We start from the raw sequence: 25,614 nt of genomic DNA, 5'->3' as shown, positions 1-25,614 counted from the left end.
GCCTATGCACTGACCAATATTGCCAATGTCGAGAACCTGACCTTCACCGGYAGCGGCRATTTTGYCGGGACGGGCAATGCCYTKKCCAACATCATCACYGGCGGYGCCGGCAACGACACGCTGGATGGCGGRGCMGGMGCCGACACGCTGATTGGTGGCGTCGGCAACGACATCTATATCGTGGATGCCGCAAGTGACGTGGTCACGGAGGCAGCCGGTGCGGGTACGGACGAGATCCGGACGTCGCTTGCGACCTATTCGATTGCTGCCCTCGCCAATATCGAGAACCTGAYCTACACCGGGTCGGCWRCCTTCACCGGCAYYGGCAATGCTGCGKCGAACGTGATCACCGGSGGYGCCGGCAACGACACGCTGRACGGCGGAGCMGGMGCCGAYACGCTGAWCGGCGGAGCCGGTAACGACACCTACATCGTTGACAATGCCGGTGACGTCGTCACCGAAAGTGTCGATRCGGGGATCGATACGGTGAAGGCTGGGTCGGCGGCCTATACGCTTGCCGACAATGTCGAGAACCTGACCTATGTGGGCACAGCAGCCTTCACCGGAACGGGCAACGATCTTGCCAACATGATCACCGGAGGGGCTGCGGCCGACCGGCTGTCGGGTGGCGACGGTGACGACACGCTGAACGGCGGAGCCGGTGCGGATACGCTGATCGGCGGCGCCGGCAACGACACCTACATCGTGGACGTTGCCGGTGACGTGGTGACTGAAGATGCGGACGCTGGAATTGACACGGTCAAGACCGCGCTTGCGGCCTATACGCTTGCCGACAATGTCGAGAACCTGACCTATGTGGGCACGGTGGCCTTTGCCGGAACGGGCAACAGCCTTGCCAACACGATCAGGGGTGCGGCAGGTGCCGACACGCTGGACGGCAAGGCGGGCGCCGATACGCTGATCGGCGGTGCCGGCAACGACACCTATCTTGTCGATGATCTGGCCGACGTCGTGACGGAGGCTGCCAACGAAGGCACGGATCTCGTCAAGACGGCGCTTTCTGCCTATGCACTGACCAATATTGCCAATGTCGAGAACCTGACCTTCACCGGTAGCGGCAATTTTGCCGGGACGGGCAATGCCCTTTCCAACATCATCACCGGCGGTGCCGGCAACGACACGCTGGATGGCGGGGCAGGCGCCGACACGCTGATTGGTGGCGTCGGCAACGACATCACCGGGGGTGCCGGCAACGACACGCTGAACGGCGGAGCAGGCGCCGACACGCTGATCGGCGGAGCCGGTGACGACATCTATATCGTGGATATCGCGGGCGACGTCGTCACCGAGGCTGCAAATGCAGGCACCGATACGGTCAAGACCGCGCTGGCGGCCTACACGATCGGCGACAATGTCGAGAACCTGACCTATACGGGTACGGTGGCCTTTGCCGGTACGGGCAACAGCCTTGCCAACACGATCAGGGGCGCAGCAGGTGCCGACACGCTGGACGGCAAGGCGGGAGCCGATACGCTGATTGGTGGTGCCGGCAACGACATCTACATCGTGGATGTCGCCGGTGACGTCGTGACCGAAGCCGCCAACGAAGGCACGGATCTCGTCAAGACGGCGCTTTCTGCCTATGCACTGACCAATATTGCCAATGTCGAGAACCTGACCTTCACCGGCAGCGGCGATTTTGTCGGGACGGGCAATGCCTTGGCCAACATCATCACTGGCGGCGCCGGCAACGACACGCTGGATGGCGGAGCCGGAGCCGACACGCTGATCGGCGGAGCTGGCGACGACATCTATATCGTTGACAGCGTCGCTGACATCGTCACCGAAAGTACCGATGCGGGAATCGATACGGTGAAGGCTGCATCGTCGGCCTATACGCTTGCCGCCAATATCGAGAACCTGACTTACACCGGTTCGGCGGCCTTCACCGGCACCGGCAATGCTGCAGCGAACGTGATCACCGGCGGTGCCGGCAACGATACGCTGAACGGCGGAGCCGGTGCGGATACGCTGATTGGCGGGGCTGGGGCCGACATCCTGATCGGCGGTGCCAGCAACGACACCTATCTTGTCGATAATCTGGCCGACGTCGTGACGGAGGCTGCCAATGACGGCACGGACCTGGTCAAGACTACGCTTTCTGCCTATGCGCTGAGCAATATCGCCAATGTCGAGGACCTGACCTTCACCGGCATCGGCGATTTTACCGGGACGGGCAACGCCCTGGCCAACACCATCACCGGCGGCGCCGGCAACGATACTTTGAACGGCGGCACCGGTGCCGATATTTTGATCGGCGGCGCCGGCAACGACACCTACATCGTGGATCTCGTGGGCGACGTCGTCACTGAAGCTGCAAGTGCAGGCACCGACACGGTGAAGACCGGGCTCGACCGCCTGACACTTGCTGCCAATGTCGAAAACCTCGCCTACACCGGCACCGGTGATTTTGCCGGGACCGGCAATGCGCTCTCCAATACAATCACCGGGGGTGTCGGCAACGACACGCTGAACGGCGGAGACGGTAGCGATACGCTGATCGGCGGGAAGGGCAACGACTTTTATATCGTCGACAGCGCCGGAGACGCCGTCATCGAAAATGCCGGTGAAGGGATCGACCAGGTGCAAACGTCCCTCGCCAACTATACGTTGGGAGAAAACATCGAAAACTTGGGCTCGGATGCCGCCGGCTTCGGAGCCTTTATCGGAACAGGCAATGCGCTCGATAATCGGATTATGGGCAGTTTCGCGGGGTCGAATACGCTGACAGGTGGCGCCGGAGACGACGTCCTTTTTGGTGGAATAGCCGCGGACTTTTTCGTCTACGAGCCGAATTGGGGCCACGACACGATCATGAATTTCGAGGTGGCTGGCGGGGCACATGATACGATCAGGATCGATCACACGATCTTTGCCGACTGGGCATCGCTGCTCGCCGTATCGATCCTGTCAGGCAACGACACGATCATCACAGCCGATGCTGACAACACCATCACGCTGAAGAACGTGGCCGTATCGAGCCTGCAGTCGGCGGATTTCCAATTTGTGTGAGCTTCGCTCGGATCGCCCCGACAGGCCCTCCAGAAGAGAGGAATGGGCTGGAGTACTGCCGCAGCTGAAAGGATTGGATGACGGCAAGGAAGTTTACGAAACCTGGAACAAAGGTGGCCACAATCGGTTCGCGTGATGGTCGGCAAAAACTTCTCGATTGGAGTTCCCTGGGCAGCCCTGCTACGCGCGCAAAACACGAAGGTCTGCGGAGCGAGACGCCTCGCCGTTTCCGTTGCGCGCGTCCGGCCCAGCCGTGGCCGTACGCCGCTCAAGCCTGTGATAGACGCATTCCGACAAAGCTGCGAGCGGTAGTCGTCGGACCGCATCGTCGAGGTGGTCTTCGTCGTCATCGCCACTGGGGCCACATGGGATGCTGAGCTACGCCAGCCTCGGAGCCTGGCGTCCTGGTTCTCAGTATCGGGATGTTCATCCACAAGCCCCTGTTGACGGTGCCGGAAAACAGCGTGAAATTCGTCGCGAGCCTGATGCTCGGCATCTTCTGGGTCGGAAAAGGTAACGGCGCGGAATGGCAGTGCGCCGATCTGTCCTGCTTCCGATCGTTGGCATTCCCGCGGCGCTCTCTTTCCTCACCGTCAGGACGAAGCGTATCGTCTCATCGAGGCGCTCGGCCAGCCACAAATAGGCCTCCTGCTCGCGGAAAAATATCCAGACCAGTCGGAATAAAACAACAGCGCCGTTGTCTACGTCCATGAAACCGCTCTGCATGAAAAGGAGCCCGCATGAACGTCTTTCCCCGAAAGGGATTCTTTCCGCTGGCAGCGCCGATCTTCGTGATCCTGTCCGCTTCTGCCTTTGCCGACGACCCAGCATCGCATCAACATACCACCTCCGCGGTTACGGAAGAGGCGCCGTTTCTGTCAGAAAATGACGCCGCCATGGCGAAGATGATGAGTGCCATGGCGGTCAGGCCGACGGGCGACGTCAACAGGGATTTCGTCGAGATGATGATCCCTCATCATCAGGGCGCGATCGATATGGCGCAGACCTACCTGCGCTACGGTAGCAATGAGCAACTCAAGCGCATTGCCCAGGAAATCATCGTCGATCAGCAGCAGGAAATTGCTGCGATGCGGCTGGCTCTCGGCGATCCTCTTCCGCCTTCGGATCCGGCGCCAACTCAAGTTTCCCCGCAAAACCCCGTCCCCTCCGGCGCCGGCATGTCGATGATGCCGGCTATGGATCCGAATATGAAAATGGGCAACTGAAAGGACCCTGTCATGAAGTCTAGCCTTCTCGCCCTCAGCCTTCTTGCCGGCACGATGCTGGTGCCCTCAGTGAGCTTCGCCGGCCAGGCGCCGGGTGCGGCCTCCGATCCGGATATCCCGATCAGCAGCAGGGATCGCGTCTATGCTGCGGAACAGTTCTCCAATACGGTTTCAGTCACTGATCCTTCCACAAACAAACTGCGCGGCGTCATCCGTCTCGGCGATCCGCAGCCGGGCAATCTGAGCCCGCTCTATCGGGGGCAGGTCCTGGTCCATGGCATGGGTTTTTCGCCGGACCACAAAACGCTGGCCGTCGTTTCGATCGGCTCGAATTCGGTGACTTTCATCGACACGGCCACGAATACGGTAAAGCACACCACCTATGTGGGCCGCTCGCCGCATGAGGCATTCTTTACACCCGATGGCAACGAAGTCTGGGTCACCGTTCGCGGAGAGGATTACATCTCCGTCATCGATGCGCATACCTATGAGGAGAAGATGCAGATCAAGGTGCCGGCTGGTCCGGGCATGCAGATCTTCTCGCCGGACGGCAGGTACGGTTACATCTGCTCCTCGTTCAACCCTGAGACCGTAGTCGTTTCCGTCGCCGATCACCAGATCGTCGGCCACATCAAGCAGGAAAGCCCTTTCTGCCCCAATATTGCGGCAACGCCTGATGGCAAACAGGTCTGGTTCACCCTGAAGGATACCGGCAAGACACAAGTCTTTAACGCCGAAGCACCCTTTGATCTCATAAAGACGATCGATACCGGGCCGATTACCAATCACGTTAACATCGTTCGCAACGCCAACGGCGAATTTGCCTATATCTCCGTTGGTGGCCTTAACGAGGTGAAGGTCTATCGAACGGATAATTTCGAACAGGTCGCGACAATTCCCGTCGGCAATCTTCCGCACGGCGTCTGGCCATCAGGCGATGGCACGCGCGTTTATGTGGGTCTCGAAAACGCCGATGCGCTCGCAGCGATCGATACACTGACAAACAAGGTGATCGCTACGATACCGATCGGCCAGGCACCGCAGGCCGTCAACTATGTCCCCAATGCAGTCCCTGAGGGCGACGGCATGCAGAACCTCCAACCGCTCGGCGTCGCTGGCCAGGTAGCACATCTTGCCCTGCACGCGCCGAAGGCAAAGCAGGATGGCGCTGCACCAACGAGTGTCTCCCTTTTCGATCAAGGTCTGTCGCAGGTGTTGCAGGCTTCGGTGACGGGGCTGGAGCCCAAGAAGCCTTACATTCTTGCGCTCTCCACGCGAGCTGACGGTACTGGCGATCTCCAGCCTCTGGCGTCATTCATGACGAACCCGGCTGGTTCGGCGATCGTCAATGCCGTCGGCCCCATAAGGCAGATCGTCCAGACCAGAGAGAAGGCCGAGCGCCGCTATCTCGTCATTACCGCGGCGGGAGATAAAGGGTCCGGCGAAGTCGTCCAGATCGAAGCGAAGTAGATCTCTTCCGCCCGCCGCCTGTGATAGGGTGGCGGGCGGAAGCTCCTGAAGGTAAGCCTCATGAGTGACATTCTGCAGCTTGTCGAACCGATGATCCCGGCGCTTCGCCGGTACGCCCGCGGATTGCTCAAGGATGCAACGGCGGCCGACGATCTCGTTCAGGATTGCCTGGAGCGGGTTATTGCCCATTGGCATCATCGCCGAAACGAAGATCCGCGCACCTGGATTTTCGCTATCCTCCACAATCTCGCGGTCAACCGGTTGAAGCAGAACGCACGCCGTGGCGAACATCTGCCCTTTGAGAAGGTGGATGAAAGTGCCTTTGCCCGGCAACCGACACAGGAAGATAATCTGATGCGTCGCGATATCATTCAGGCGCTGGAGAAACTCCCCGAGGAGCAGCGCAGCGTCCTGCTTCTGGTATCGGTCGAGGATCTGTCCTATGCGCAGACAGCGGAAGTTCTGGCTATCCCGATCGGCACCGTCATGTCGCGCCTATCGCGGGCGCGTGAGCGGCTACGGCAGATATTGGAGAACTCGGGGCAGGCAACACAGGGGCCAGCCGCCCATCTTCGGAGAATAAAATGAGCGTAAAACCGATCACCGAGGATGATCTTCACGGTTTTGTGGACGGTGCACTGGACGAGGCGCGTGAAGCCGAAGTTTCCGTCTATCTTGAAACCCATCCCGAAATCGCCGCGCGAATCGACAGCTATGGCAGGCAGCGGCTTGATTTGCGGGCTGCGCTCAACTCTGTCGCGGAAGAGCCAATCCCGAGCCGGCTGAACCTGAGCCACCTGCTGGAGGTGCCCAAGCAGAGCCGGCTGCCCTTCTGGCGTATCGCGGCCGCCGCAGTCGTTCTTCTCGTCGCCGGCGGTTCCGGTGGCTGGATGCTGCATGGCATGTACCGGCAGCCAAACGAGGGCATGGTAGCGCTGGCTGATGAAGCTGCCAACAGCTTCGCCACTTACGCGCCCGACAGGGTGAGGCCGGTCGAGCTCCGTGCCGACAATATGGCCGAACTCGTCGACTGGGCGACGGAGCGCATGGGCCGCAAGCCGGTGCTGCCGGATCTTTCCAAGTCGGGCTATCGTCTGATGGGCGGCAGGATGATCTCGACGTCGCATGGCGCCGGATTGATGCTGATGTATGATGATGATCGGGGAACGCGTCTCGTCATGCTGACGCGGCCAATGCTCGCCGATCAGAACAAACCCATGGCGCCGCATGCGCAGGGCAATGTTGAGGGCTGGAGCTGGGCGTCCGGCGGCATGGGGTACAGCCTCGTCGGCGCCCTGCCAGCCAATACCTTGCATCCGCTCGCCGATGATATCAGGCACCAGACCGAAACCGGTGCCTGAGCTCTGTCAGATCTAAAGCATGTCGCGTGAAAGTGTGCGGCGGTTTTGCGGTAACCACATGCGGAAAACAAAGATTTTAGTGCATGCGGGGGCGGCGTTTCTCGCCGCCGCGCCTTCCAGGCAATCCCATCATGCCTTCAGGAATCTGTTCGTCGGCTGCCAATGCCGCATTATGCTGGCGTAGACGCTCAAGCGCCACGCAAGCAAGCTCGGTATAGGGAATGGCAGCCGGATCGTCGGTATGGATATCCTGGATCGCCGCGAGGACCGTCTCGGCTTGCGTAAGGCGGCGTGTTGCGATGAGGGCGATACCTTCCTTGTAGCGGGCCTGCACCACATGGGGCGCCTGCTCGCCGATGCGACGGAAAGTTACGGCTGCATCCTCATAGAGTTTCAGCGCCAATTGCGTATCTCCAAGGCGAAGTGCAATCGGCAGCGGCTCGGCGGTGCGCTCCAGCAGCGACTGATAGGCGGCAAGGGCTTCGGTCAGCTTTCCTCGGTCGAAGAGCAGGTTGGCGAGGCCAAATTCGGCACCCACATGGCCCGGCGAGGATTGCAGAACCTGGGCGAAGACGATCTCGGCTTTTCCCTTCTCACCCTTTCGATACATTTCGAGTGCCTGCTCGTAGACATATTTGATGCTGCGCGGATGCAGAATACCGCCGAGATTGCGTCCGTCGCGGGTCCTGAAGAGCGTATAACTGATCCGGCGCTCGTCAGCGCCGAAGACATATTTGTAAGATTCGTTTCCACGCAGGAAATCATAGAATCGGAAGCCGTCTTCGATCGCCCGGCGGATGCAATATCCATGCAGAATCAGACCGGGAGACGGTGTTTTCCAGTTCTCGTCACGACCGGTGATATAGAAAAGGATCGTCTTTTTCGGGTGGTCGATGATATTGGCAAGGGCGCCGAGCGGCTGCTCGCCGAACCAGAAGACCGGGACGTCGAGCGTGCCGCTCTTGAAGCAGTCCATCAGCATTTCACGCGTAGAATTGATGAGCCGCTCCGTCCGCTCCGGTCCTTTGCGCTCCGTCCATCGCGTGCGCCAGAAGTCAAAGAGAATGGTGAGGTCGCGGTCAATGGTCTCAGGCGTTGCCATCGTGATCCGGTAACCTTCGTCGCCATCGAGCTTGCGCAGAAAGCGGCGCAGCTTCTGGCGCGTCTGACTGCTCATCTTCTGCTCCAGATAGTCGTCCCAGCTTGCAGGCAACGAGACGACCGGGCAGATCGTATTGTCGATATTGTCATGGCTGGTGGGCGCGTTGTCGCGAAACATGACGAGCGGCCCCTGCAGCGCCAGGATCATCTTCTCCCGCCGTTCCGGCGGCCCGCTGAAATGCTCCAGCCTGAGATGCGTCCAGTTCTGGTGTTTGAGATAAGCGGCAAAACCGGCGATGGCTTTTTGCTCGGAACCGGGCATGACGATGAGGCCGGTATAGTCAGCCGAATAATTCCCGCCCATGACGATTTCATCGTAGAAAAGCCCGCACTGCTCATCGAGTTTCGTGAGCAATCTCAGCGGCAAAAAGGCGACATAGGGAGCATTCGGCTCCCGCTCGCGCAGCGCCAGCACGAACCAGCGGCCGCGGTGCCCAAGAAAGTCTCTGAGCCACGCCCAGGAGAGGAAATGTTGGGCGTCTGGATCATCCCGATAGACCTGATCCCAATTGTCGCGAACGGCGTCAAAACCGGCGATGGTATCAATCACATCGATGCGCATGCCCCCCTCCCAATACTCCATACCTAATTCGGGAAATTCCAGTCTAATGGGAAACATCGATCTTCAAATAAACCGTCCGGGTGATTCCCTGAGACGAAATCGGATTAGCCCAAAGCAGCCGTTCTCGGCCGACAATACTAGAGCGCGACAATCCGTGGACTTGCATGGATGAAAGCCCAGAGTGCCTTGCTGATATTGACGATCTCGCCAATCGATTTTTCCAGAAGCTCCAATTCCCGGTCATCCATCTGTTCGATCTTTCCGTAGCGGATTTCCTTATCGTCCTCGACCAGGCGCATGAGTTGCGTGCTGGAGATTTCACCCTTCTCGTCGAAGGAATAGATGCAGTGATTGTATTTGTTGCGCATCTTCGATTCCTTCTTCAGGCGCGACATGGCTGAAAGAACGGCTTTGCGGTCCGCAGCCGACGTCGAAGGAAGCTTTGCGAGACGCTCGACGAGATCTATGCGCGCGCGTGTCGTATTAAGCGTCAGGAAGACCACGATCGCCGCCTCCTTCTCCACCTTGAGAAGGTGGGCGATAATATAGATCAGCAGGCTTTCTGTATTCGTCCAGACATAGTTTAACCGACCAACATTCAATAAGACATCGGACATAGCCGGCATGCTGAATTCCTTCGGTTCAACTCTGATAATACATGAACTATATCAGATCATTTCGATAAATGCTTCGACCATTTCTGCGCTTAACGCTCCTTGAACGCGCGTGACATGCTGTCGGCGATCGGCTTGCTCAGATATTCGAAGAACGTGCGCTCCGAACTCTGGATCAGCACTTCAGCAGGCATGCCGGGAACCGGATGGAAGTTGTGAACGCGGGCAATTTCCGAGTCCGGGATCTGTACGCGCACGATGTACACGTCCTTCACGGACAGGCCGGCATTTTCCTCAATGGAGTCGGCCGAAACATAGAAGACCTTGCCTTCCAGAACCGGCGTGGTGCGCCTGTTGAGGGCAGTCAGGCGGATTGCCGCCGTCTGCCCTTCGTGAAGCTGATCGATGGAGGTACGCAATACCTGCGCCTCCAAGATCAGCGGCACGTGGGCCGGCAGAATTTCCATGATCGGTTTTCCGGTGGTGATGACGCCGCCGGCGGTGTGGTAGTAGGAGCGCACAACCGTACCAGTCACTGGCGAACGGATGACCGTACGCTCCAGAACGCCAGCAGCTTCGTGCAGCTGTTGACGCACGCTGTCGAGGTCGGATTCGGCGGTCTCCAGGGCGTCAAGCGCTGCCTGCTTGTTGGAGTTGACGGCGATGACCGCTTCCTGACGGAATTTGGCGATTTCCGCCTCGCTCTCGTTGAGCTCTCCGTTCAGGCGCGAAATATCGCCCATCGCATCGGCAATGGCGCGCTCGATGGCCAGAAGGTCGGTCCTGCGCATATAGCCGACCTTGACGAGCCGTTCCTTGGAGTCCCGCTCGTCTGAGAGCAGCGCCAGTTGCCGTTCGAAGGACTCTCGCTGGCCCTTGTAGCCTTCGAAGCGGTATTCCAGCGACTTGATGTTCTTCTCGATAAGGTTGAGCTGCTCCTCGAGTTTGACCTGCTTGCTGCGGAAGACGATGTTCTGGCTCTGAATTATGGCGTTGATATCGGGGTCACTCGCCTCTGCCATGACGATGTCAGGAAGCTTGAACTCACGCGATCCCTGTGCTTCGGCCCTCAGGCGTCCAACGACTGCTTCCAGACGCAGCCGCCTCAGCGTCAGCATCCGCTCGTTGGTCAAGGCGGCTGTTTGGTCGAGAGTCACCAGGACGTCGCCCTCCTTGACGCTTTCGCCTTCGCTGACGAGCATTTCTTTGATAATGCCGCCTTCAAGGTGCTGAACGACCTTGTTGTTGCCGGTTGCCACGAAGCTGCCCTGGGCGATGATGGCGGAGGCAAGTGGCGCGGTTGCCCCCCAGTATCCGAAACCGCCGAACGAGCAGAAGAGGACCGTCAGGCCGACGAAGCTGTGCAAACGGATGGAGCGCGGCACGTCGCCATACCATTCAAGTTGAACCGGGCCGCTGGATTCCTGCTTCTTCTTTCCCATGGCCTTCATCCTTCGATACGCGGTGACTGTTGGCCAGTTCGGCCATTGCCCTTGGATATTGCCTGCAGGACTTCCATTCGCTCGCCGAACATGGCGACCGTGCCGTCCTTGAGCACCATGATCTTGTCTACGCACTGCAGAAGTGCCGGGCGTTGCGTGATCGTAACTGTCGTGATTCCCTGTTTCTTGGCGTGGATCAACGCTTTTGCGAGTGCGGCTTCGCCCTGGGTGTCGAGATTGGAATTGGGCTCGTCGAGCACGACGAATTTGGGATCGCCGAAGAAGGCGCGCGCCAGTGCGATGCGCTGCTTCTGGCCACCCGAAAGCGGCGCGCCATCGGACGCGACAACGGTCTCATAGCCCTGTGGGAAACTGGCGATCAGCTCATGCACGTCGGCAAGGACGGCGGCCTCATAGATCTGCCGGTCTTCGACATCATCGCGCATGCGGCAGATATTGGCCTTGATGGTGCCTGGGAAAAGCTGCACATCCTGCGGCAGATAGCCGATGCTTTCGCCGAACTGCCGCTGGTCCCAATTGCGAAGATCCATGAGGTCGAGGCGCACATTGCCGGAGGTCGGCAGGATCGAGCCCACCAGCATCTTGCCGAGTGTCGTCTTGCCGGAACCGGAATTGCCGATGATCGCCAGCGATTCACCTTTCCTCAGAGAGAAGGAGATGCCGTTCAGGATCACCTTCTTCTGCGGCGGCGGAACGAAGAGGATCCGCTCCACATCGAGCCTGCCTTCCGGATTGGGAAGGCGCAGTCGCGGAAAGTTGAGCGGCGAGGTCAGCAGCAGGTTCTTGATGCGGCCATAGGCTGCGGCCGATCGGTTGAACTGATGCCAGCCTTCGATTGCTCCTTCAATCGGCGCCAGCGCGCGGCCGGAAATGATCGAGGCGGCGATGACCATACCGCCCGTCAGCTCTCCTGACAGCGACAGATGCGCACCCCAGCCGAGAAGCCCGACCTGCGTGATCATGCGACAGGCCTTGGAAATGCCGGTGAAGATGATGTTGCGGTCCTGCGCCTGGACGTGCGATTTCAGCGAGCCGGCGGTTTCGCGGCCCCACATCTTCACCGCTTCGGGGATCATCGCGAGCGCGTTGATGATCTGTGAATTCCGCGACATGGAATCGAGATGGAAATTCGCGCGGCTGAGATAGCTGTTGGATTCTGCGAACTGCTTGGCCGTGAACTTCTGGTTCAGGAAGGCGATCACAAACAGCACCGCGCAGCAGACCATGATGATGATGCCGAGATGCGGATGCACCAGGTAGACGACGATCACGAAGAGCGGCATCAGCGGCGCGTCGAGGAAAGCAATCAGCGTTCCCGAAGTCAAAAAGCTGCGGAGAGATTGAAGGTCCTGCAGGATCTGGTAATCCTTGCCGCTTCCATGCAGCGAGGCGCGAGCGGCGGCACTGAGGATCGGCGCGCCCAGCTGGACTTCCAGTTCCACGGCAGTCCGCATCAGGATGAAGCGCCGGACAGAATCCAGGAAGGCCTGTAAGAGGACGGCGCCCACCACCACGATGGAAAGCATCACCAACGTGTCGATGGAGCGACTGGTCAGGACACGGTCGGAAATCTGGAAGAGGTAGAGCGGGATCGCCAGCAGGAGCACGTTGATCGCGATCGTGAAGACCATCACGATCGCGAGATTACGCCTGATAACCGCGATGCCTCGCGCAAGGCTCAAAGCGAAATTCACCGGCTCGCTGCGCTTGTGGAAGCCGCTGTTTCCGCCGCCGCCCCCGCCGCCCCCGCCGCCGAAATCCGGTTCCTTGCCGCCCCCGCCGCCGTCGCCTGTGCGCAGGCGGCGCTCATTTTCCTTCACCGGACCGGTGTCGCCATCGATCGTCTTGGCAAAGGGAATATCCGGCTTGGCCTTGAGCTCGTCGGTTTCACCGGGCATCCGCCGGGCCTCGATGACGGGCGCCGCCATCAGTTCTTCAGCCGGCTGCGGCTTTGTTTCCGGCTCCACGACATTGACGACGGGTATGTCATGGCCGGAAAGCTGCCTTGTAGGTTGTTCGGTCGGCATCACGGTTTGCACGTCATCCACCTTCTCTTCAGCGACAGCCTCGACTTCATGGGGATAGGAAGACACTTTGCGCGTCAGCTGGCGAAGATGGTCCACCGCATCGTCGATCGCCGAAACGCAGGCCTCCGTCAGAAAATCCTGAGGATTTGCCGCCGTAGAGGATGGCTTTTCGCCACGCAGATCGATCGCGCTGCCATTTGCAAAAATCTGTTTTGAAATCTGATTCATCGCGGTCTCTCCCAAGATACGCAGGTCACGCGACCACGGCTTGCATTACATCTGAGGGGTGAGCAGAGGACCATGAAAGATCATGCCCGCCGTTGATGATGCCATCGCCGCTGTCCGCGCCTTGGGGGCTATCGTCATCGAGAAAGGCGATGACTTCATTGGCAAGCCTTTCGCCTGCCGTTTCGGGCTGGGTGGCATCGTGTTCTATGATACCGCCCTGGATGAGAATGGCGTCGGAATAGAGCTGACCGGCAACATAGGTGGTGTTGCCGAAGCTGTCGTAATCGACGATTTCAGCGATATTGGCGACGGTGTTGCTGCCCGTATCGATCGTGATCACGGCGTCCTGGTTGTTCTTCAGAAGCTCGGCTGCGGCCTGGGTCACGTCGTCGGAATCTCCGAGCACCGCGACCTGCTTGATGATCGTCATGTCGTAGAGATTGCCTGTGATGTAGAGAACATTCACGCCGACATAGCCCTGGAAATTGGAATCGGTGGACAAGCCCTCGGGCATTGTCGGATCACGCTCCTGGATTCCCTTCTCTGCCTCGTGCATATAGTCGGGCATGGTCTCGAAGCGGTCGTTGGTTCCAACATTGTGGATCGCCGCAAGATTCCAGATGAGATTGTTGCCGGATTGGATGGTGGCACCATCGTCTACACCGTCTTCGGCGCGGGCCCAGTCGTTGTCGTAGAGAAGCGAAATCTGCGTGATGCTATTGATATCGTAGACATTTCCGCCGACGATCACCAGGTCGTACTGCAGGCCCATTTGGAAGAAGGACGAGAAATTCAGCGTCGTATTTCCGCCCGTCAGAACCGTCGCTTCCGACCCGCTCGTCATGACGGTCATGGTGTCGTTGTCGGTCACGAAATGATACTGTTCGATCCAGCTCACGAAGGAGACGTCGCCCTCGATAACGCTGACACGCCAGGCCATCGGAAAGATGGGGTCGCCATGTGCATCGACCGTCGTCTGCGGTTGTGTTGATTGGAAACTGTCCCGTTCGAAGCTTGCAATATTGTAGGCGGTGACGCCGGTTGCATCGGCTGAGGAATGGAATACCGAAGCGATGCTGTCATGGTCGCTGTAGACATAGACCTGGGTGATCGCATCGACCTGATGGTAGTCGCCCATGACGGCCGTCACGGAAGAGATCACTGCCGTGTTGACGACGGAGGCAATGTTGGCGACGAGGTTTGCGCCCGCGGTGACCTCCAGGCTGTTTCCAGCCGGGTCATGCTGTTCGACGGATGTCTGGGTTTCGTCGGGTTCTTCAGGCAGTTTGGCAATCCCCCGATCCGGCAGCAGGTCGTCGAGCGCCGGAATTTCGGAAACGTGCTTGCCGTTCATATAGGCTCCGGTGATCTCGTCACCCGCCAGCACGAAATCATGTGCCTGATCGTTTGGATTGTCTGCCGGCGGCTCGCCCGTTCCGATCGATGTCTGGCCGGAATCCCTTACTCCCTGGATGTAGGTTTCCATATCCCCGGCGATCTGCTTGACCCCCTCCAGGGTGTCGGTCCGATGCAGGTCGGAAAAGGGAGAGAAAATCTCGGCCTTGGCGCTGAATTCAGCCAGTTTCTCAACGACGAAACTCGTATCGCGCGGGGCATGATTGCCACCGGTCATATCGAGATAATCGTCGTCGTAGAGAATGTTGACCTGTGTGGTGAAGCGGATCACCGAGCCCGGGCCGTCGAAAACCTGCAGCTCTTCTTCGGTTTCGATATCGATGTCCTGTGGACTGCCGAACCGGGGCAGCGAAGACACATCGCGGTGGGCAATCTCGGAGAGCTTTTCGATGCTTTCCTCAAAGGGGCGGCCGAAGCGGCGGGCGCCTCCATAAACGATCTCATAGCTGACGCTTCTGTAGTTGATATCAGGATCGTAGTCCTGGAGCGCGAGATCGGAGGCGAAGGTGGGCGTATTGGCGACCAGATCGTCAAACGCCGGATTATTTTCGGCAGGGCCCGTACCCTCCGTCAGCCCCGCACGCAGCCTCATCTCATCGGTCGTCGTTTCGAATATGCCGATGAAATGGGCGATGATTTCTGAGAATTTCTCGATTTGCATTGCCTTGGCCTCCCTTATCGAAGAGACGACCGGCCATGCGACATCCTTCTGCGGGAGCCGCGCTGTTCGTCAATTCGCACGCAAGCATTCAAACTGCACCGGCAGAAGCCGGTGCAGCCCTTTCTTGTCTTGGAGGTTAGTGCCCACTTGTATCTTCGCCGACATCGGAAACATGTGAGTTGCCGCCGATGACACTGGAGTCCACAGCGTTGCTGAGCATGTTCGCGCCCTGAACGAGCTCCATATGGAAGCCCGAATTGGCAAGAATTGCCGAAGCATCTGCCGTCGAAGTGCCTGTGACGTCGTCACCTGCCTTGAGATCCCAGCCCTTGCTGTCCATATCCATGCCGTCAGCACCGTGCGCTGTGCCGGCATTTGCACTCAGGTGGTTCTGAGCGCCGCCGTTCTCCATCGTGATGTTCCAGGCCTGATCCTGGTCTGCGAGATGGTTTGCCTGGACAGTGCTGAAGACTGAGTCGGCGCCTTCGCCGGACAGTGAACCGTTGAGGATATTGTCGATATTGAGGGTGAAGGAGAAGTCATCCCCGATGTCGAAGGTGAGGTCGTGGCCGGCTACGCCGAGGTTCCCGAAGTCCTTGACATCATCAATGACGGCGAAGTCCGTGTCCGTCTTGTTGAAGCTGTCGCTCGTATTGTGGCTATTGGTGGTCGTCTTGGTATCGGTATCCGTAATCGTCTTGATGTCGGTGTCGATATCCGTGTCCGTCTTGGTGGTCGTGTCGTTATCGGTGATCGTCTTGATGTCAACGTCATCGTCGCTGTACGACTTGGCGTCATAGCTCCAGTCGTAGTCCGACTTCGTGGTGGTCGTCGTGTCGTTATCGTTGATGGTGGTCGTCTTGGTGTTCGTGTCGTCGTCCGACTTGTAGCTCCAGTCGTAGTCGTTGTCGCGGTTGTCGCCGTTGTCGGTCTTCACATCCAGATCGACATTGGCCTTGACGTCAACGTCCGTGCTGTTGTCGGTGTTGTTGCGATTGTCACCATTGGCGATGCCGCCGACGTAACCTGTGGAATCATCATCGATTTCGGTTGAATTGATAGCGCTGGAAAGGCCATCGGCCAGGGCGCCCACCTTGACGGTGTCGTCGTCTGAGCCCTGTGGACCGGGCTTCGGATCATAAGGCATTACGTTTCCTCCAGAAAAAAAACTGGAGCAGCTTTCGAAGTCCCTCTCATCTCAAATGGGATCTTTGCTCGCGCTTGCTCCAATGTGTTAACATCGGCAGATGGACTCGATACCTTTTCACCTGCAGCTTCATCGCGATTTGTTGGCCAAATTCTGTATTGGGATTGTGCCTATTCAGTACAAAGACGCACAAATCCGGTCCCGGACTCGATATGAGCGCGAGCAAGGCAGTCGAACTTCTTTTTGAGTTCCCTCGAAAGAAGACCAAGTATCAAAAACACATGCTGATACTTGATTTTCACGTCGCCACTTTGGCAACCCTTACAGATTGATGGAAAAAACTGGGTCCCGATAGATATCAATTCGGGCTAAGGCATCTGAAGTCCAGCTCAATACTCCAGTTAAGCCAATACCGGATCGCGGGCTCGGAGAAGGCTGTGTGCGAATTCGGGACCGTGTCCCGTGCCTCGGAATTCGGAGGGTTCGACTGATTGCGATATCGCTAAGTTAAGTTCGAAAGGTTCTCCGTCTTATTTTGAAATATCGTCTGCCCATTACCACGTTGGTTTTGTATGTCTCGAACTAATACATGCTGCTTTATACCGTGATCTAGTTGAAATACCGCCCACTAGTATGTTTCTTGTCGGAAATGCAACCATAAAGTGGCAAAAAATAAATATAACTTCGTGACAACTAACCCATTTGGGCCATTTCTTTCCTTTGAAATCCATATTACCATAATTAAGAAATGCCTAAAAGATAAGGCGGCCACATGCCTAGGGGCAATGTTCGTCGGCATGTAATACCCGTCATCGCGCCAATGGGAGTAGAAGCTCCGAGTTTGAGTATAGTGTAGCGCTAGGGGAGGCGTATATGTTCATGGTTGGGTCGGAAGTAGGAGATTCGGATCAGGCAAGAAGACTGAGCCCGAATGGAGAAACAGTCCTGGTAATCGCCAAGGCGGACTTATTCTCCGAGTGCATGGTTGAGGCACTGGCAAAGAAATTCCCGAATTTTGATGTCGTAAGCGTATCGAGCGCGCAGTCCATATCCGAGAAGGATATTCACGACATGCGGCTTGTCCTGTTCTATCATGTCGCCGGCGCCGAGTTGCACGATGCGCTGCAGGTCGTTCGTGAAAACCGTCCGGACGCATCCATCGGCCTTGTCGTCGAAGCTATCGATATGATGGAGCCCTATATCAGCCGTCTTGTCGAGGCGCGCGTCGTCGATGGTGTCCTGCCGCTCAATCTGCGCCTGGATGTCTTCATGGCGGCAATCGATCTGCTGATGAAGGGCGGCGAGCATTTTCCATCCGCGCTTCTAGGCCGTCTGTCCAACCGGGCGACAGCACAGCTCGAGCCCTCGCTGTACCAGACGAAGTCCGTCGACGCAGCGCGCGCCAATGCGCTGAAGCTCCGCCGCAACAGCATGGCGGCTCTGACCACACGCGAGGTACAGATTCTCGACCTCATCTGTAAGGGCACGCAGAACAAGATCATCGCCGACAAGCTTCACCTGTCCGAAAACACGGTGAAGGTTCACGTCCGCAATATCTATAAGAAGATGAATGTGAGAAATCGCACTGAAGCGGCCTCACGTTTCTTCAACGATACGTCGGACAGTGGCGATCTCTCTGGCAGGTGGCCGCACTAGGCCATCAATCCATCCGGGACGAGCGGGCAAAGCAGCGTGATTTCTGGCCGAAACCGCTCGGCGAACAGATGTAAGGCGCGGAACCGGGATAGACCGCGGCGCTCACTTTAGCCGAAGCGGTCTTCGGTTCGGCAGCATAGGCGAAGTCCTTCGCGGTATGTGGCACGCTTGCCACAACGACATTCTTCTCCGTGCTTCCCACGATCGCGGTATCGACGACCGCACATGAGATCGGTCCAATGGCCGAGAGAACGATCGTCGCAGCCAAAGCTAGGGAGCTGAAGCTGCATGGCGCTCTGCCATGCATGCGATCATGAGTCGTCATTAAAAAACCCTCTCTATCATCAGGGCAATAGCGACGCGCCCTCGCACACCAGTGGCTGGCCACTCCTTATATTGGCTTCATTGACTGAAGCTGGAGCGGCCGGACAGAAAGCATGGCACCATAGTCATTGAGAGGGATTAATCAAGCAAATTCCGAAGTTTAATACTATAGCTATTTAGAATTGCTCCCGTGTTTTGAAGTTGACCTTCACTGATATCCTCTTATCATTTTGAGCATAGGTACAATTATCCGAAGAATAACCGAGCCGGTTATTTCATAGATACCACTTCGCGTTGAAGTTATCGAGGCGGATCAAGAGGGAGCCTAAAGTATAGAAGGGTCTATGAAGACCACACGACATGGGAAGGAATTTGTAGTGCGTAGTATTCCCACCGAAGGATATTCAGGATCTGCATTCGCATCGCCACGCCAGCAGTCAAAAACCGTGCTGGTCAACGGAGGCGCCGGTTTCCTGGGTTCCCATCTTTGCGAGCGACTTCTCGAGCGCGGCCATCAGGTCATCTGTCTCGACAATTTCTACACCGGCCGCCACGTCAATATCGAGCATCTGCTGCAGAATGCCCGTTTTCGGCTTTTGGAACATGACGTGCGCCAGCCCTATGACGTCGAGGCTTCCGTCATCTTCAACTTTGCTTCGCCAGCCTCGCCGCCGGACTATCAGCGTGATCCCGTCGGCACCTTGCTGACCAATGTGCTTGGAGCCGTCAATACGCTCGATGCAGCCCGCCGCAGCGGCGCAACGGTCGTCCAATCCTCGACTTCGGAAGTCTATGGGGATCCGCACGAGAATCCGCAGCGCGAAACCTATTTCGGCAATGTCAATCCGATCGGCCCGCGCGGCTGCTACGACGAGGGCAAGCGGTCAGCCGAAACCCTGTTCTTCGATTATCACCGCAAGTATGGCGTCGATATCAAGGTTGGGCGGATCTTCAATACCTATGGTCCGCGTATGCGCCTTGATGATGGACGCGTCGTATCCAATTTCATCGTCCAGGCGCTCTCCAACACCGACATAACGATCTACGGTGATGGCCGACAGACCCGCTCCTTCTGCTATGTCGACGATCTCGTCGCTGGTTTCCTGCGTTTCGCTGATGCTGGCGAACACTGCGTCGGTCCGATCAATCTCGGCAATCCGGCGGAGATCACTGTGCGGGATCTGGCCGAAATCGTCCTTGATCTGACCAATTCGCGCTCGCGCATCATTTACCTGCCGGCCGTGGCAGACGATCCGCAGCAGCGCCGTCCGGATATTTCCAGAGCCAGAGAAGAGTTGAACTGGTGGCCGACGACGGAGCTGAAGACCGGGCTGAAGCGTACGATAGCCTATTTCGATGCGCTGCTTGCCCGCAAGGAAGTGGTGGAGGCCGTATGAGATGCCACGCTACATCCTGGTTACGGGTGGCGCCGGCTTCATCGGCAGCCACATCTGCAAGGCGCTTGCGCGTGCCGGCATGGTTCCGGTCACCTATGATAATCTTTCCACCGGACATATCGACAGCGTCCGGTGGGGGCCGCTGATCCAGGCGGATATCGCCGATGGCGCAAGGTTGCGGCATGTCATGGCCGAGTACTCGCCGGATTGTGTCATTCATTGCGGTGCCAATGCCTATGTCGGTGAATCCGTCGAAAAGCCGAGCATCTATTATCGCAACAATGTCATCGGCAGCCTGTCGCTGCTGGACGCCTGTCTCGATTGCGGTATCGACAGGATCGTCTTTTCCAGCAGCTGCGCGACCTACGGCATTCCCGAGATGCTGCCGATCGGCGAGAAGACGCCGCAACAGCCGGTCAATCCTTATGGCAGGACCAAGCTGATCTTCGAAATGGCACTGGAGGATTATGCGGCCGCCTATGGTATCCGCTTCGCCGCGCTCCGTTACTTCAATGCGGCCGGCGCCGATCCGGAAGGCCAGCTTGCCGAGCGGCACTATCCCGAAACCCATCTGATCCCGCGCGCTCTTCTCGCAGCAAGCGGCCGGATCGAGAGCCTCGACATTTTCGGCACCGATTATTCGACGGATGACGGCACCTGCGTCAGGGATTACATCCATGTCAGCGATCTTGCCCAGGCGCATCTCGCCGCGGTTCGTCACCTTCTGGTCGGCGGCAATTCCTTGAGCCTCAATCTGGGTTCCGGCCGCGGCACGTCGGTCGGCGAGATCCTTAATGCCGTCAAACGAAAGACCGGCCACAGGGTGCCGATCCGTTGTCAGCCGCGCCGCGCTGGCGATCCGCCTGTGCTTTTCGCCGATACGAAAAGGGCCCGCCTTGAGCTGGACTTCATGCCGGCGCTTTCGGATATCGATACGATCATTCGCACGGCCGGCCCGACTTTCGGACTGGAAGTGATCGCATGAGCACCAGCGCCGAAATCGACCGCGTACATCAGTCTTCTGCCGCCAAACCCGAGATGTTCGAGCCCGTCTTTACCGGCTGGAATCGAGCCGCCTATGGTCTTGGCATCGCCTGCTGGCTGGCAGCACTCGCTTACTTCTGGCTCTGGTGGGCTGAGCCCACTCACGTCGTTTCATGGCCGGCATTCCTGCTCGTCACCGTCATCCTCGCCTGGGTCACCCTGATGCCGGCCTATTTCATCCTGATCTTTCTGGATGCAAGGCAGGTCAGCTCATCCGCCGACCTGCCGAAGGGCCGCGTCGCCATGGTGGTCACCAAGGCGCCGTCCGAACCTTTCGCCGTCGTGCGCAAGACGCTTCTTGCGATGCTCGATCAGAAGGGTGTCGAGTTCGATGTCTGGCTCGCCGATGAAGATCCGTCCGATGAGGCCAAGAGATGGTGCGGGCAGCATGGCGTCTTGATCTCAACTCGCAAGGGCGTCAGCGAATATCACCGTCCCGTCTGGCCGCGCCGCACGCGCTGCAAGGAAGGCAATCTCGCCTATTTCTATGATCACTTCGGCTATGAGCGCTATGATTTCGTCGCCCAGTTCGATGCCGATCATGTGCCGACGCCGACTTATCTTTGCGAGGTCCTGCGCCCCTTCTCCGATCCCGAAGTCGGCTATGTCTCGGCACCCAGCATCTGCGATGCCAATGCTGCCGAAAGCTGGGCCGCCCGCGGCAGGCTCTATGCCGAAGCGAGCCTGCATGGTTCGCTGCAGGCGGGATACAATAATGGCTGGGCGCCGCTCTGCATCGGCTCGCACTATGCCGTTCGCACAGCGGCCTTGAGGAAGATCGGCGGGCTCGGTCCCGAGCTCGCGGAAGATCATTCGACCACGCTGATGATGAATGCGGGCGGCTGGCGCGGGGTCCATGCGGTCAATGCCATCGCCCATGGCGACGGGCCGGCGACCTTTGCCGATCTGGTGGTGCAGGAGTTCCAGTGGTCGCGCAGCCTGGTCACCATCCTCTTGCAGCATTCTCGCCGGCATGTCGCCCGGCTGCCGCTGAAGTTGAAGTTCCAGTTCCTGTTTTCGCAGCTCTGGTATCCGCTGTTTTCGACTTTCATGGCGGTGATGTTCCTGCTGCCGGTCGCAGCCCTGCTCACCGGCCATGTCTTCGTCAACGTCACCTATCCGGCATTCCTGCTGCATTCTCTGCCGCTTTCGATCGTGCTGACGGTATTCGCCATCTTCTGGCGCGCGTCAGGCACATTCAGGCCATACGATGCAAAGCTCTTCGGCTGGGAAGGGGTGGTCTTCATCCTGCTGCGCTGGCCTTGGTCGCTTGCCGGCACCCTCGCTGCCGCACGCGATCACGTCACCGGTTCCTTCGTGGATTTCCGCATCACCCCGAAGGGTGATCAGGGACAGCGCACATTGCCGGCGCGGATAATGGCACCATACATCGCACTATTGGGCATTTGTGCTGCGGCCATGGTTTTTGCTGCCGATGGCGATGGTGCGCGTGGCTTCCAGATCTTCGCGGCGCTCAACCTGTTGATCTATGTATCGCTCGTAATCCTGGTTGTCGTCCGTCACGCCGTCGAGAACGGTCAGTCCCTTTTGCCGCAAGTATACGGCCTGCGGTTTGCCGCCGCCGGCGGTCTCGTCGCCTGCCTGGTCGGCGGGGTGCAACTCGGCAACCACGGGCTAGCTGCCATGGAAGCGCTTTCGCACGGCCAGCCCTTCGTCACCTTTACCCAGTCGCAATTTGCTGTGGCGGGTGCAGGGCTCGGCGGCGGCAAGACCAGGATCGTGAAATTCCGTCTCAAATGGCACGGCTTTGCCGAAGGCGGCCGTGAACGAAGGGATGTTGGGGAGAGCAGAAATGCGTGAGGAGGATAAAATGAGAATGACAATACGATCGACGGGAGGAGTGCTGGCTCTGTGCCTCTGCCTCATCCTCCCGACGGGTGCACTCGCAGCAGAAAAGACGAAAACACCGATACCGACGCCACTGAATGCCGGCGAACTCTACGTGATCTACGCCGACAAGACCTGGACCTGGGATACGGGTGGCGGCCGTTTCATTGGCGAGGGCAGGCATTTCGTCGCCTGGGTCGACAATGGCGGCAAACAATCTTTCGCAGAGGGCCGCTGGGTCGTCGATGATCTCGGTCAGCTGTGCATGCGCGCAACCTGGACCAATAATGAGGGGGCGGCACGTGCCAGTACCTGCTTCGGCCACCGCAAGATCGGCAACACGATCTATCAGCGGCGTCAGCCGAGCGGGGACTGGTACGTGTTCCGGCACGCTTCCACGAAAGCCGATGATGAGTTCCGGAAGCTGGTCCCGGCAGACACGGTGAGCCTGAAAGCCAAAGAGCTGAAACAGGTTCTCGCGACCGATAAATAGCCGAAGGGGAGGAAAAGACTATGAAAACCCTGGCGAAGAAAATCTCGACGGCAACAATCGCGATGCTTCTGCTCGGCGTTGCCGACTTGTCGCACCGAAGCGAGGCGCAGAACGCCACCGCCGTCATGAATGCGGGTGCCCAGACGATCACCGACAAGACGATCACCGACAAGCGGCCCGCCATTCATGCCGATGGCATCAAGTTTGGTGCTTACGACCCGCATGGCGATTTCGGCACACAGCAGAGCGTGACGACAGAGCACCTCTTTCTTCCATGGGAAGACGTCGATCTCGAAACGCTGCGTGTGGCGGATGCCTATGCGCTGGCGAGAGGCCGCAACCTGCTGATCACGGTGGAACCCTGGTCGTGGGATGTGGACTGGCGGCTGACGTCAGATGCACTTCGCTGGAAGCTGTTTCACGGCGACTACGATGCGAATATGCGGGCAATTGCCAGGATGATCGCCCAGTTGAAAAGCCCGGTCATCGTCCGCTGGGGACAGGAAATGGAAGACGACTCCGGCCGCTTTTCGTGGTCCGGCTGGAATCCTCCTGAATATATAGCCGCCTACAGGCGCATGATGGATATCGTGCGGCAGGAGGCGCCCGGTGCGAAACTCATGTGGTCGCCGAAGGGAAAACCCGGCCTTAATGCCTACTACCCCGGCGACACCTATGTCGATTTCGTCGGCCTGTCCGTTTTCGGCCTGGAGCCCTACGACAAAATCGCTCACAACGGCCCGCGAACCTTCACCGAGGCATTGAAGCCAGGCTACGACCTTGTCGCCCAATACGGCAAACCCATCTGGGTGGCCGAACTCGGCTATGAGGGCAGCGATGCCTACATCAAGCCGTGGATGGAGACTGCGACGCTCAAGCAGAGCGATTTTCCTGACCTTCAGGAGGTCGTCTACTTCAATGACCGCGACGTGCACGCCTGGCCGTTCAATCTCGGGCGGCCCGACTGGCGGGTCATTGACGACGCCAGCAACTGAGCCGATATCGCCAATGAGAAAGGCCCGCTGGTGGCGGGCCTTTGCCTGTTCAGACTGAGTATGATTAACCCTTGAGGGTGCCCTTGCCGATTTCGACAAGCTTGGTTGCGGCATCGGCTACCGAGATGCGCTCGAATGCGAGCTCGTCGCAGGTCGGACGAAGGACACGCTGGTCGAATTCGGTTGCGCCCATCGGTACCGGCCGCGGATATTCGCCGACCTGATCCTTGAGCAGATTGACGTACTTGACTGTTTCCTGCTCCGTCGGGTTGAGCTGTGGCAGGATAGCTTCACGAACCGCCGGCGACATCGGCACGCCACGTTCCACACCGAGAATCTTGCCCGCTTCCGGATCGTTGACGAAGAAACTGATGAACTTTGCGGCGGCTTCCCCCTGCTTGGTCGTGGCACCCACGCTCCAGATCAGTGCCGGGCGATAATAGTGGCCTGATGGACCGCCCTTCTTCTCGCGCGGCAGCATGGTGATGCCCAGCTTGTTCTTGATGATGAGCTGGTAGCCGACCATCTGGTTGGAGTAGGCCATGCCAATCACCGATTTGCCAAGGCCGAGGCAGTTGGTGTCGATGGTGTTCTGGTCCAGCGTCTGAACGTCGGCGGCGACGGTGCCGCCTGCCTTGCGCAGCTTTTCCCAGTAGTCGAACCATTCCTTGGCATCGTCGACCGTGAAGCCGAGACCGACGCTCTCCTTGGCGAAGACGCTCTTGCCGCGCTGGCGCAGCCAGGCGTCGAAGACATAATTGTAGCGCGCCGCATAGGGGCCGCCACCCTTGCCGGAGGCTTTGCCGAGTTCCACGGCGAGCTTGGCATACTCATCCCAGGTGAGATCGGGCGTCGGTAGCGGAATACCCGCCTTTTCGAATTCGACGGTGTCGAAGAATAGCGCGAAGGAATTGAGGCCGAGGCCAACACCATAGAGCTTGCCGTCAACCGTGGTCAGTTTCAGCATGTCTGCGCCGAAGTTGTCGACCTTGAGCGTCGAAGGCACGAATTCATCGAGCGGCAGGCAGGCACCGCGCTTGGAATAGTCGGAGATTGTACCCGGCTCGAGCTGGAAGACGTCGGCGATCGCGCGGCCCGCCATTTGCGTGGCCAGCTTCGTCCAGTAGCCGTCGCCCGAAAGCGACTCGCCGACAATAGTGACACCCGGTGTCTTCGACTGATAGAGCTTGGCAACATCCAGCGTGCGCTTGGCGCGGTCGTTGGAACCCCACCACATGGCGCGAAGCGAAGCGTCCTCGGCAAATGCGGGGATCGAGCTGCCGGCGCCAAAGGCAAGGCCGGCCGCGGCACCCGCGGTTCCCATCAAGAATGAACGGCGATTGACCTGCATTGATTTCCTCCTGTGTCCGATGCCCGGTGCCATCCTCCAATGGTCTTTCCAGGCGTTCCGGAGGCTAGAGTACGCAAAAAATTTCTCTTTGCAAGAATTTATGATTATCTTGCAAATTTGCACAATTTGCATAATGT

General features: G+C 58.4%; 18 protein-coding genes and 1 pseudogene. 11 read left to right on the top strand and 8 right to left on the bottom strand.

What is annotated here, in order from left to right:
- From AC1DTN_RS16360 to AC1DTN_RS16340, 5 genes are all read left to right on the top strand, one after another.
- On the top strand, window positions 1-3,033 hold a 3,033-nt coding region (locus tag AC1DTN_RS16360; protein ID WP_477921757.1), incomplete at its 5' end, for a beta strand repeat-containing protein.
- Window positions 3,034-3,773: 740 nt separating this feature from the next.
- Window positions 3,774-4,259 (top strand): DUF305 domain-containing protein, encoded by a 486-nt coding sequence (locus AC1DTN_RS16355; RefSeq protein WP_477921755.1) that lies wholly within the window; start codon window positions 3,774-3,776, stop codon window positions 4,257-4,259.
- A 12-nt stretch (window positions 4,260-4,271) separates the two neighbouring features.
- Complete coding sequence (locus AC1DTN_RS16350; protein WP_477921753.1) at window positions 4,272-5,729, top strand: YncE family protein; 1,458 nt, start codon at window positions 4,272-4,274, stop codon at window positions 5,727-5,729.
- 60 nt (window positions 5,730-5,789) lie between these two features.
- Entirely contained in the window at window positions 5,790-6,317 is a 528-nt protein-coding gene (locus AC1DTN_RS16345; RefSeq protein WP_477921751.1) for an RNA polymerase sigma factor, read from the top strand.
- Window positions 6,314-7,090, top strand: a complete 777-nt coding sequence (locus AC1DTN_RS16340; protein WP_477921749.1) for an anti-sigma factor family protein — start codon at window positions 6,314-6,316, stop codon at window positions 7,088-7,090. The genes AC1DTN_RS16345 and AC1DTN_RS16340 overlap by 4 nt, the downstream gene beginning before the upstream one ends.
- A 76-nt stretch (window positions 7,091-7,166) precedes the next feature.
- On the opposite strand, the gene AC1DTN_RS16335 is transcribed toward AC1DTN_RS16340, so the two are convergent.
- From AC1DTN_RS16335 to AC1DTN_RS16310, 6 genes are all read right to left on the bottom strand, one after another.
- Window positions 7,167-8,813: a GNAT family N-acetyltransferase gene (locus tag AC1DTN_RS16335; protein WP_477921748.1), complete on the bottom strand. Its 1,647-nt coding sequence runs from the start codon at window positions 8,811-8,813 to the stop codon at window positions 7,167-7,169.
- 137 nt (window positions 8,814-8,950) lie between these two features.
- Entirely contained in the window at window positions 8,951-9,439 is a 489-nt protein-coding gene (locus tag AC1DTN_RS16330) for a hypothetical protein (protein WP_439016957.1), read from the bottom strand.
- A gap of 80 nt (window positions 9,440-9,519) precedes the next feature.
- Window positions 9,520-10,869 (bottom strand): HlyD family type I secretion periplasmic adaptor subunit, encoded by a 1,350-nt coding sequence (locus AC1DTN_RS16325; RefSeq protein ID WP_113324615.1) that lies wholly within the window; start codon window positions 10,867-10,869, stop codon window positions 9,520-9,522.
- Window positions 10,870-10,874: 5 nt separating this feature from the next.
- Window positions 10,875-13,145, bottom strand: a complete 2,271-nt coding sequence (locus AC1DTN_RS16320; protein WP_477921745.1) for a type I secretion system permease/ATPase — start codon at window positions 13,143-13,145, stop codon at window positions 10,875-10,877.
- A gap of 25 nt (window positions 13,146-13,170) precedes the next feature.
- Window positions 13,171-15,222 carry a hypothetical protein gene (locus AC1DTN_RS16315; RefSeq protein WP_477921743.1) on the bottom strand — a complete coding sequence of 684 codons (2,052 nt, stop codon included), beginning with the start codon at window positions 15,220-15,222 and terminating at the stop codon, window positions 13,171-13,173.
- Between the two features lie 136 nt (window positions 15,223-15,358).
- Complete coding sequence (locus AC1DTN_RS16310) at window positions 15,359-16,369, bottom strand: fibrinogen-binding protein (RefSeq protein ID WP_477921742.1); 1,011 nt, start codon at window positions 16,367-16,369, stop codon at window positions 15,359-15,361.
- An 873-nt stretch (window positions 16,370-17,242) separates the two neighbouring features.
- On the opposite strand from AC1DTN_RS16310, the gene AC1DTN_RS16305 reads away from it, so the two are divergent.
- Entirely contained in the window at window positions 17,243-18,025 is a 783-nt protein-coding gene (locus AC1DTN_RS16305) for a helix-turn-helix transcriptional regulator (protein ID WP_007818235.1), read from the top strand.
- A 4-nt stretch (window positions 18,026-18,029) separates the two neighbouring features.
- On the opposite strand, the gene AC1DTN_RS16300 is transcribed toward AC1DTN_RS16305, so the two are convergent.
- Window positions 18,030-18,350 (bottom strand): hypothetical protein, encoded by a 321-nt coding sequence (locus AC1DTN_RS16300; protein ID WP_477921740.1) that lies wholly within the window; start codon window positions 18,348-18,350, stop codon window positions 18,030-18,032.
- Window positions 18,351-18,726: 376 nt separating this feature from the next.
- On the opposite strand from AC1DTN_RS16300, the gene AC1DTN_RS16295 reads away from it, so the two are divergent.
- The 5 genes and pseudogenes from AC1DTN_RS16295 (at window position 18,727) to AC1DTN_RS16275 (ending at window position 24,126) form a co-directional block, all read left to right on the top strand.
- Window positions 18,727-19,746, top strand: coding sequence for a UDP-glucuronic acid decarboxylase family protein (locus AC1DTN_RS16295; protein WP_477921738.1), 1,020 nt, complete (start codon window positions 18,727-18,729; stop codon window positions 19,744-19,746).
- Window position 19,747: 1 nt separating this feature from the next.
- Entirely contained in the window at window positions 19,748-20,731 is a 984-nt protein-coding gene (gene galE / locus AC1DTN_RS16290) for a UDP-glucose 4-epimerase GalE (RefSeq protein ID WP_477921736.1), read from the top strand.
- A complete protein-coding gene (locus tag AC1DTN_RS16285) occupies window positions 20,728-22,611 on the top strand; it encodes a glycosyltransferase family 2 protein (RefSeq protein WP_477921734.1) in 1,884 nt (627 codons plus the stop codon). Before galE ends, AC1DTN_RS16285 begins: the two co-directional genes overlap by 4 nt.
- Window positions 22,612-22,621: 10 nt before the next feature.
- Window positions 22,622-23,144, top strand: a pseudogene (locus tag AC1DTN_RS16280) (DUF995 domain-containing protein); the annotation flags it as partial.
- A 7-nt stretch (window positions 23,145-23,151) separates the two neighbouring features.
- Entirely contained in the window at window positions 23,152-24,126 is a 975-nt protein-coding gene (locus AC1DTN_RS16275) for a glycosyl hydrolase (RefSeq protein WP_113320456.1), read from the top strand.
- 64 nt (window positions 24,127-24,190) lie between these two features.
- Here AC1DTN_RS16275 and AC1DTN_RS16270 read toward each other — a convergent pair whose 3' ends face one another.
- Window positions 24,191-25,477: an ABC transporter substrate-binding protein gene (locus AC1DTN_RS16270; protein WP_477921731.1), complete on the bottom strand. Its 1,287-nt coding sequence runs from the start codon at window positions 25,475-25,477 to the stop codon at window positions 24,191-24,193.
- Window positions 25,478-25,614 lie beyond the last annotated feature (137 nt).

This window comes from Rhizobium sp. 01T444, from assembly GCF_056398305.1.
The sequence above is the reverse complement of the archived record's forward strand: the minus strand, read 5'-3'. Positions and strand labels throughout refer to the sequence as shown.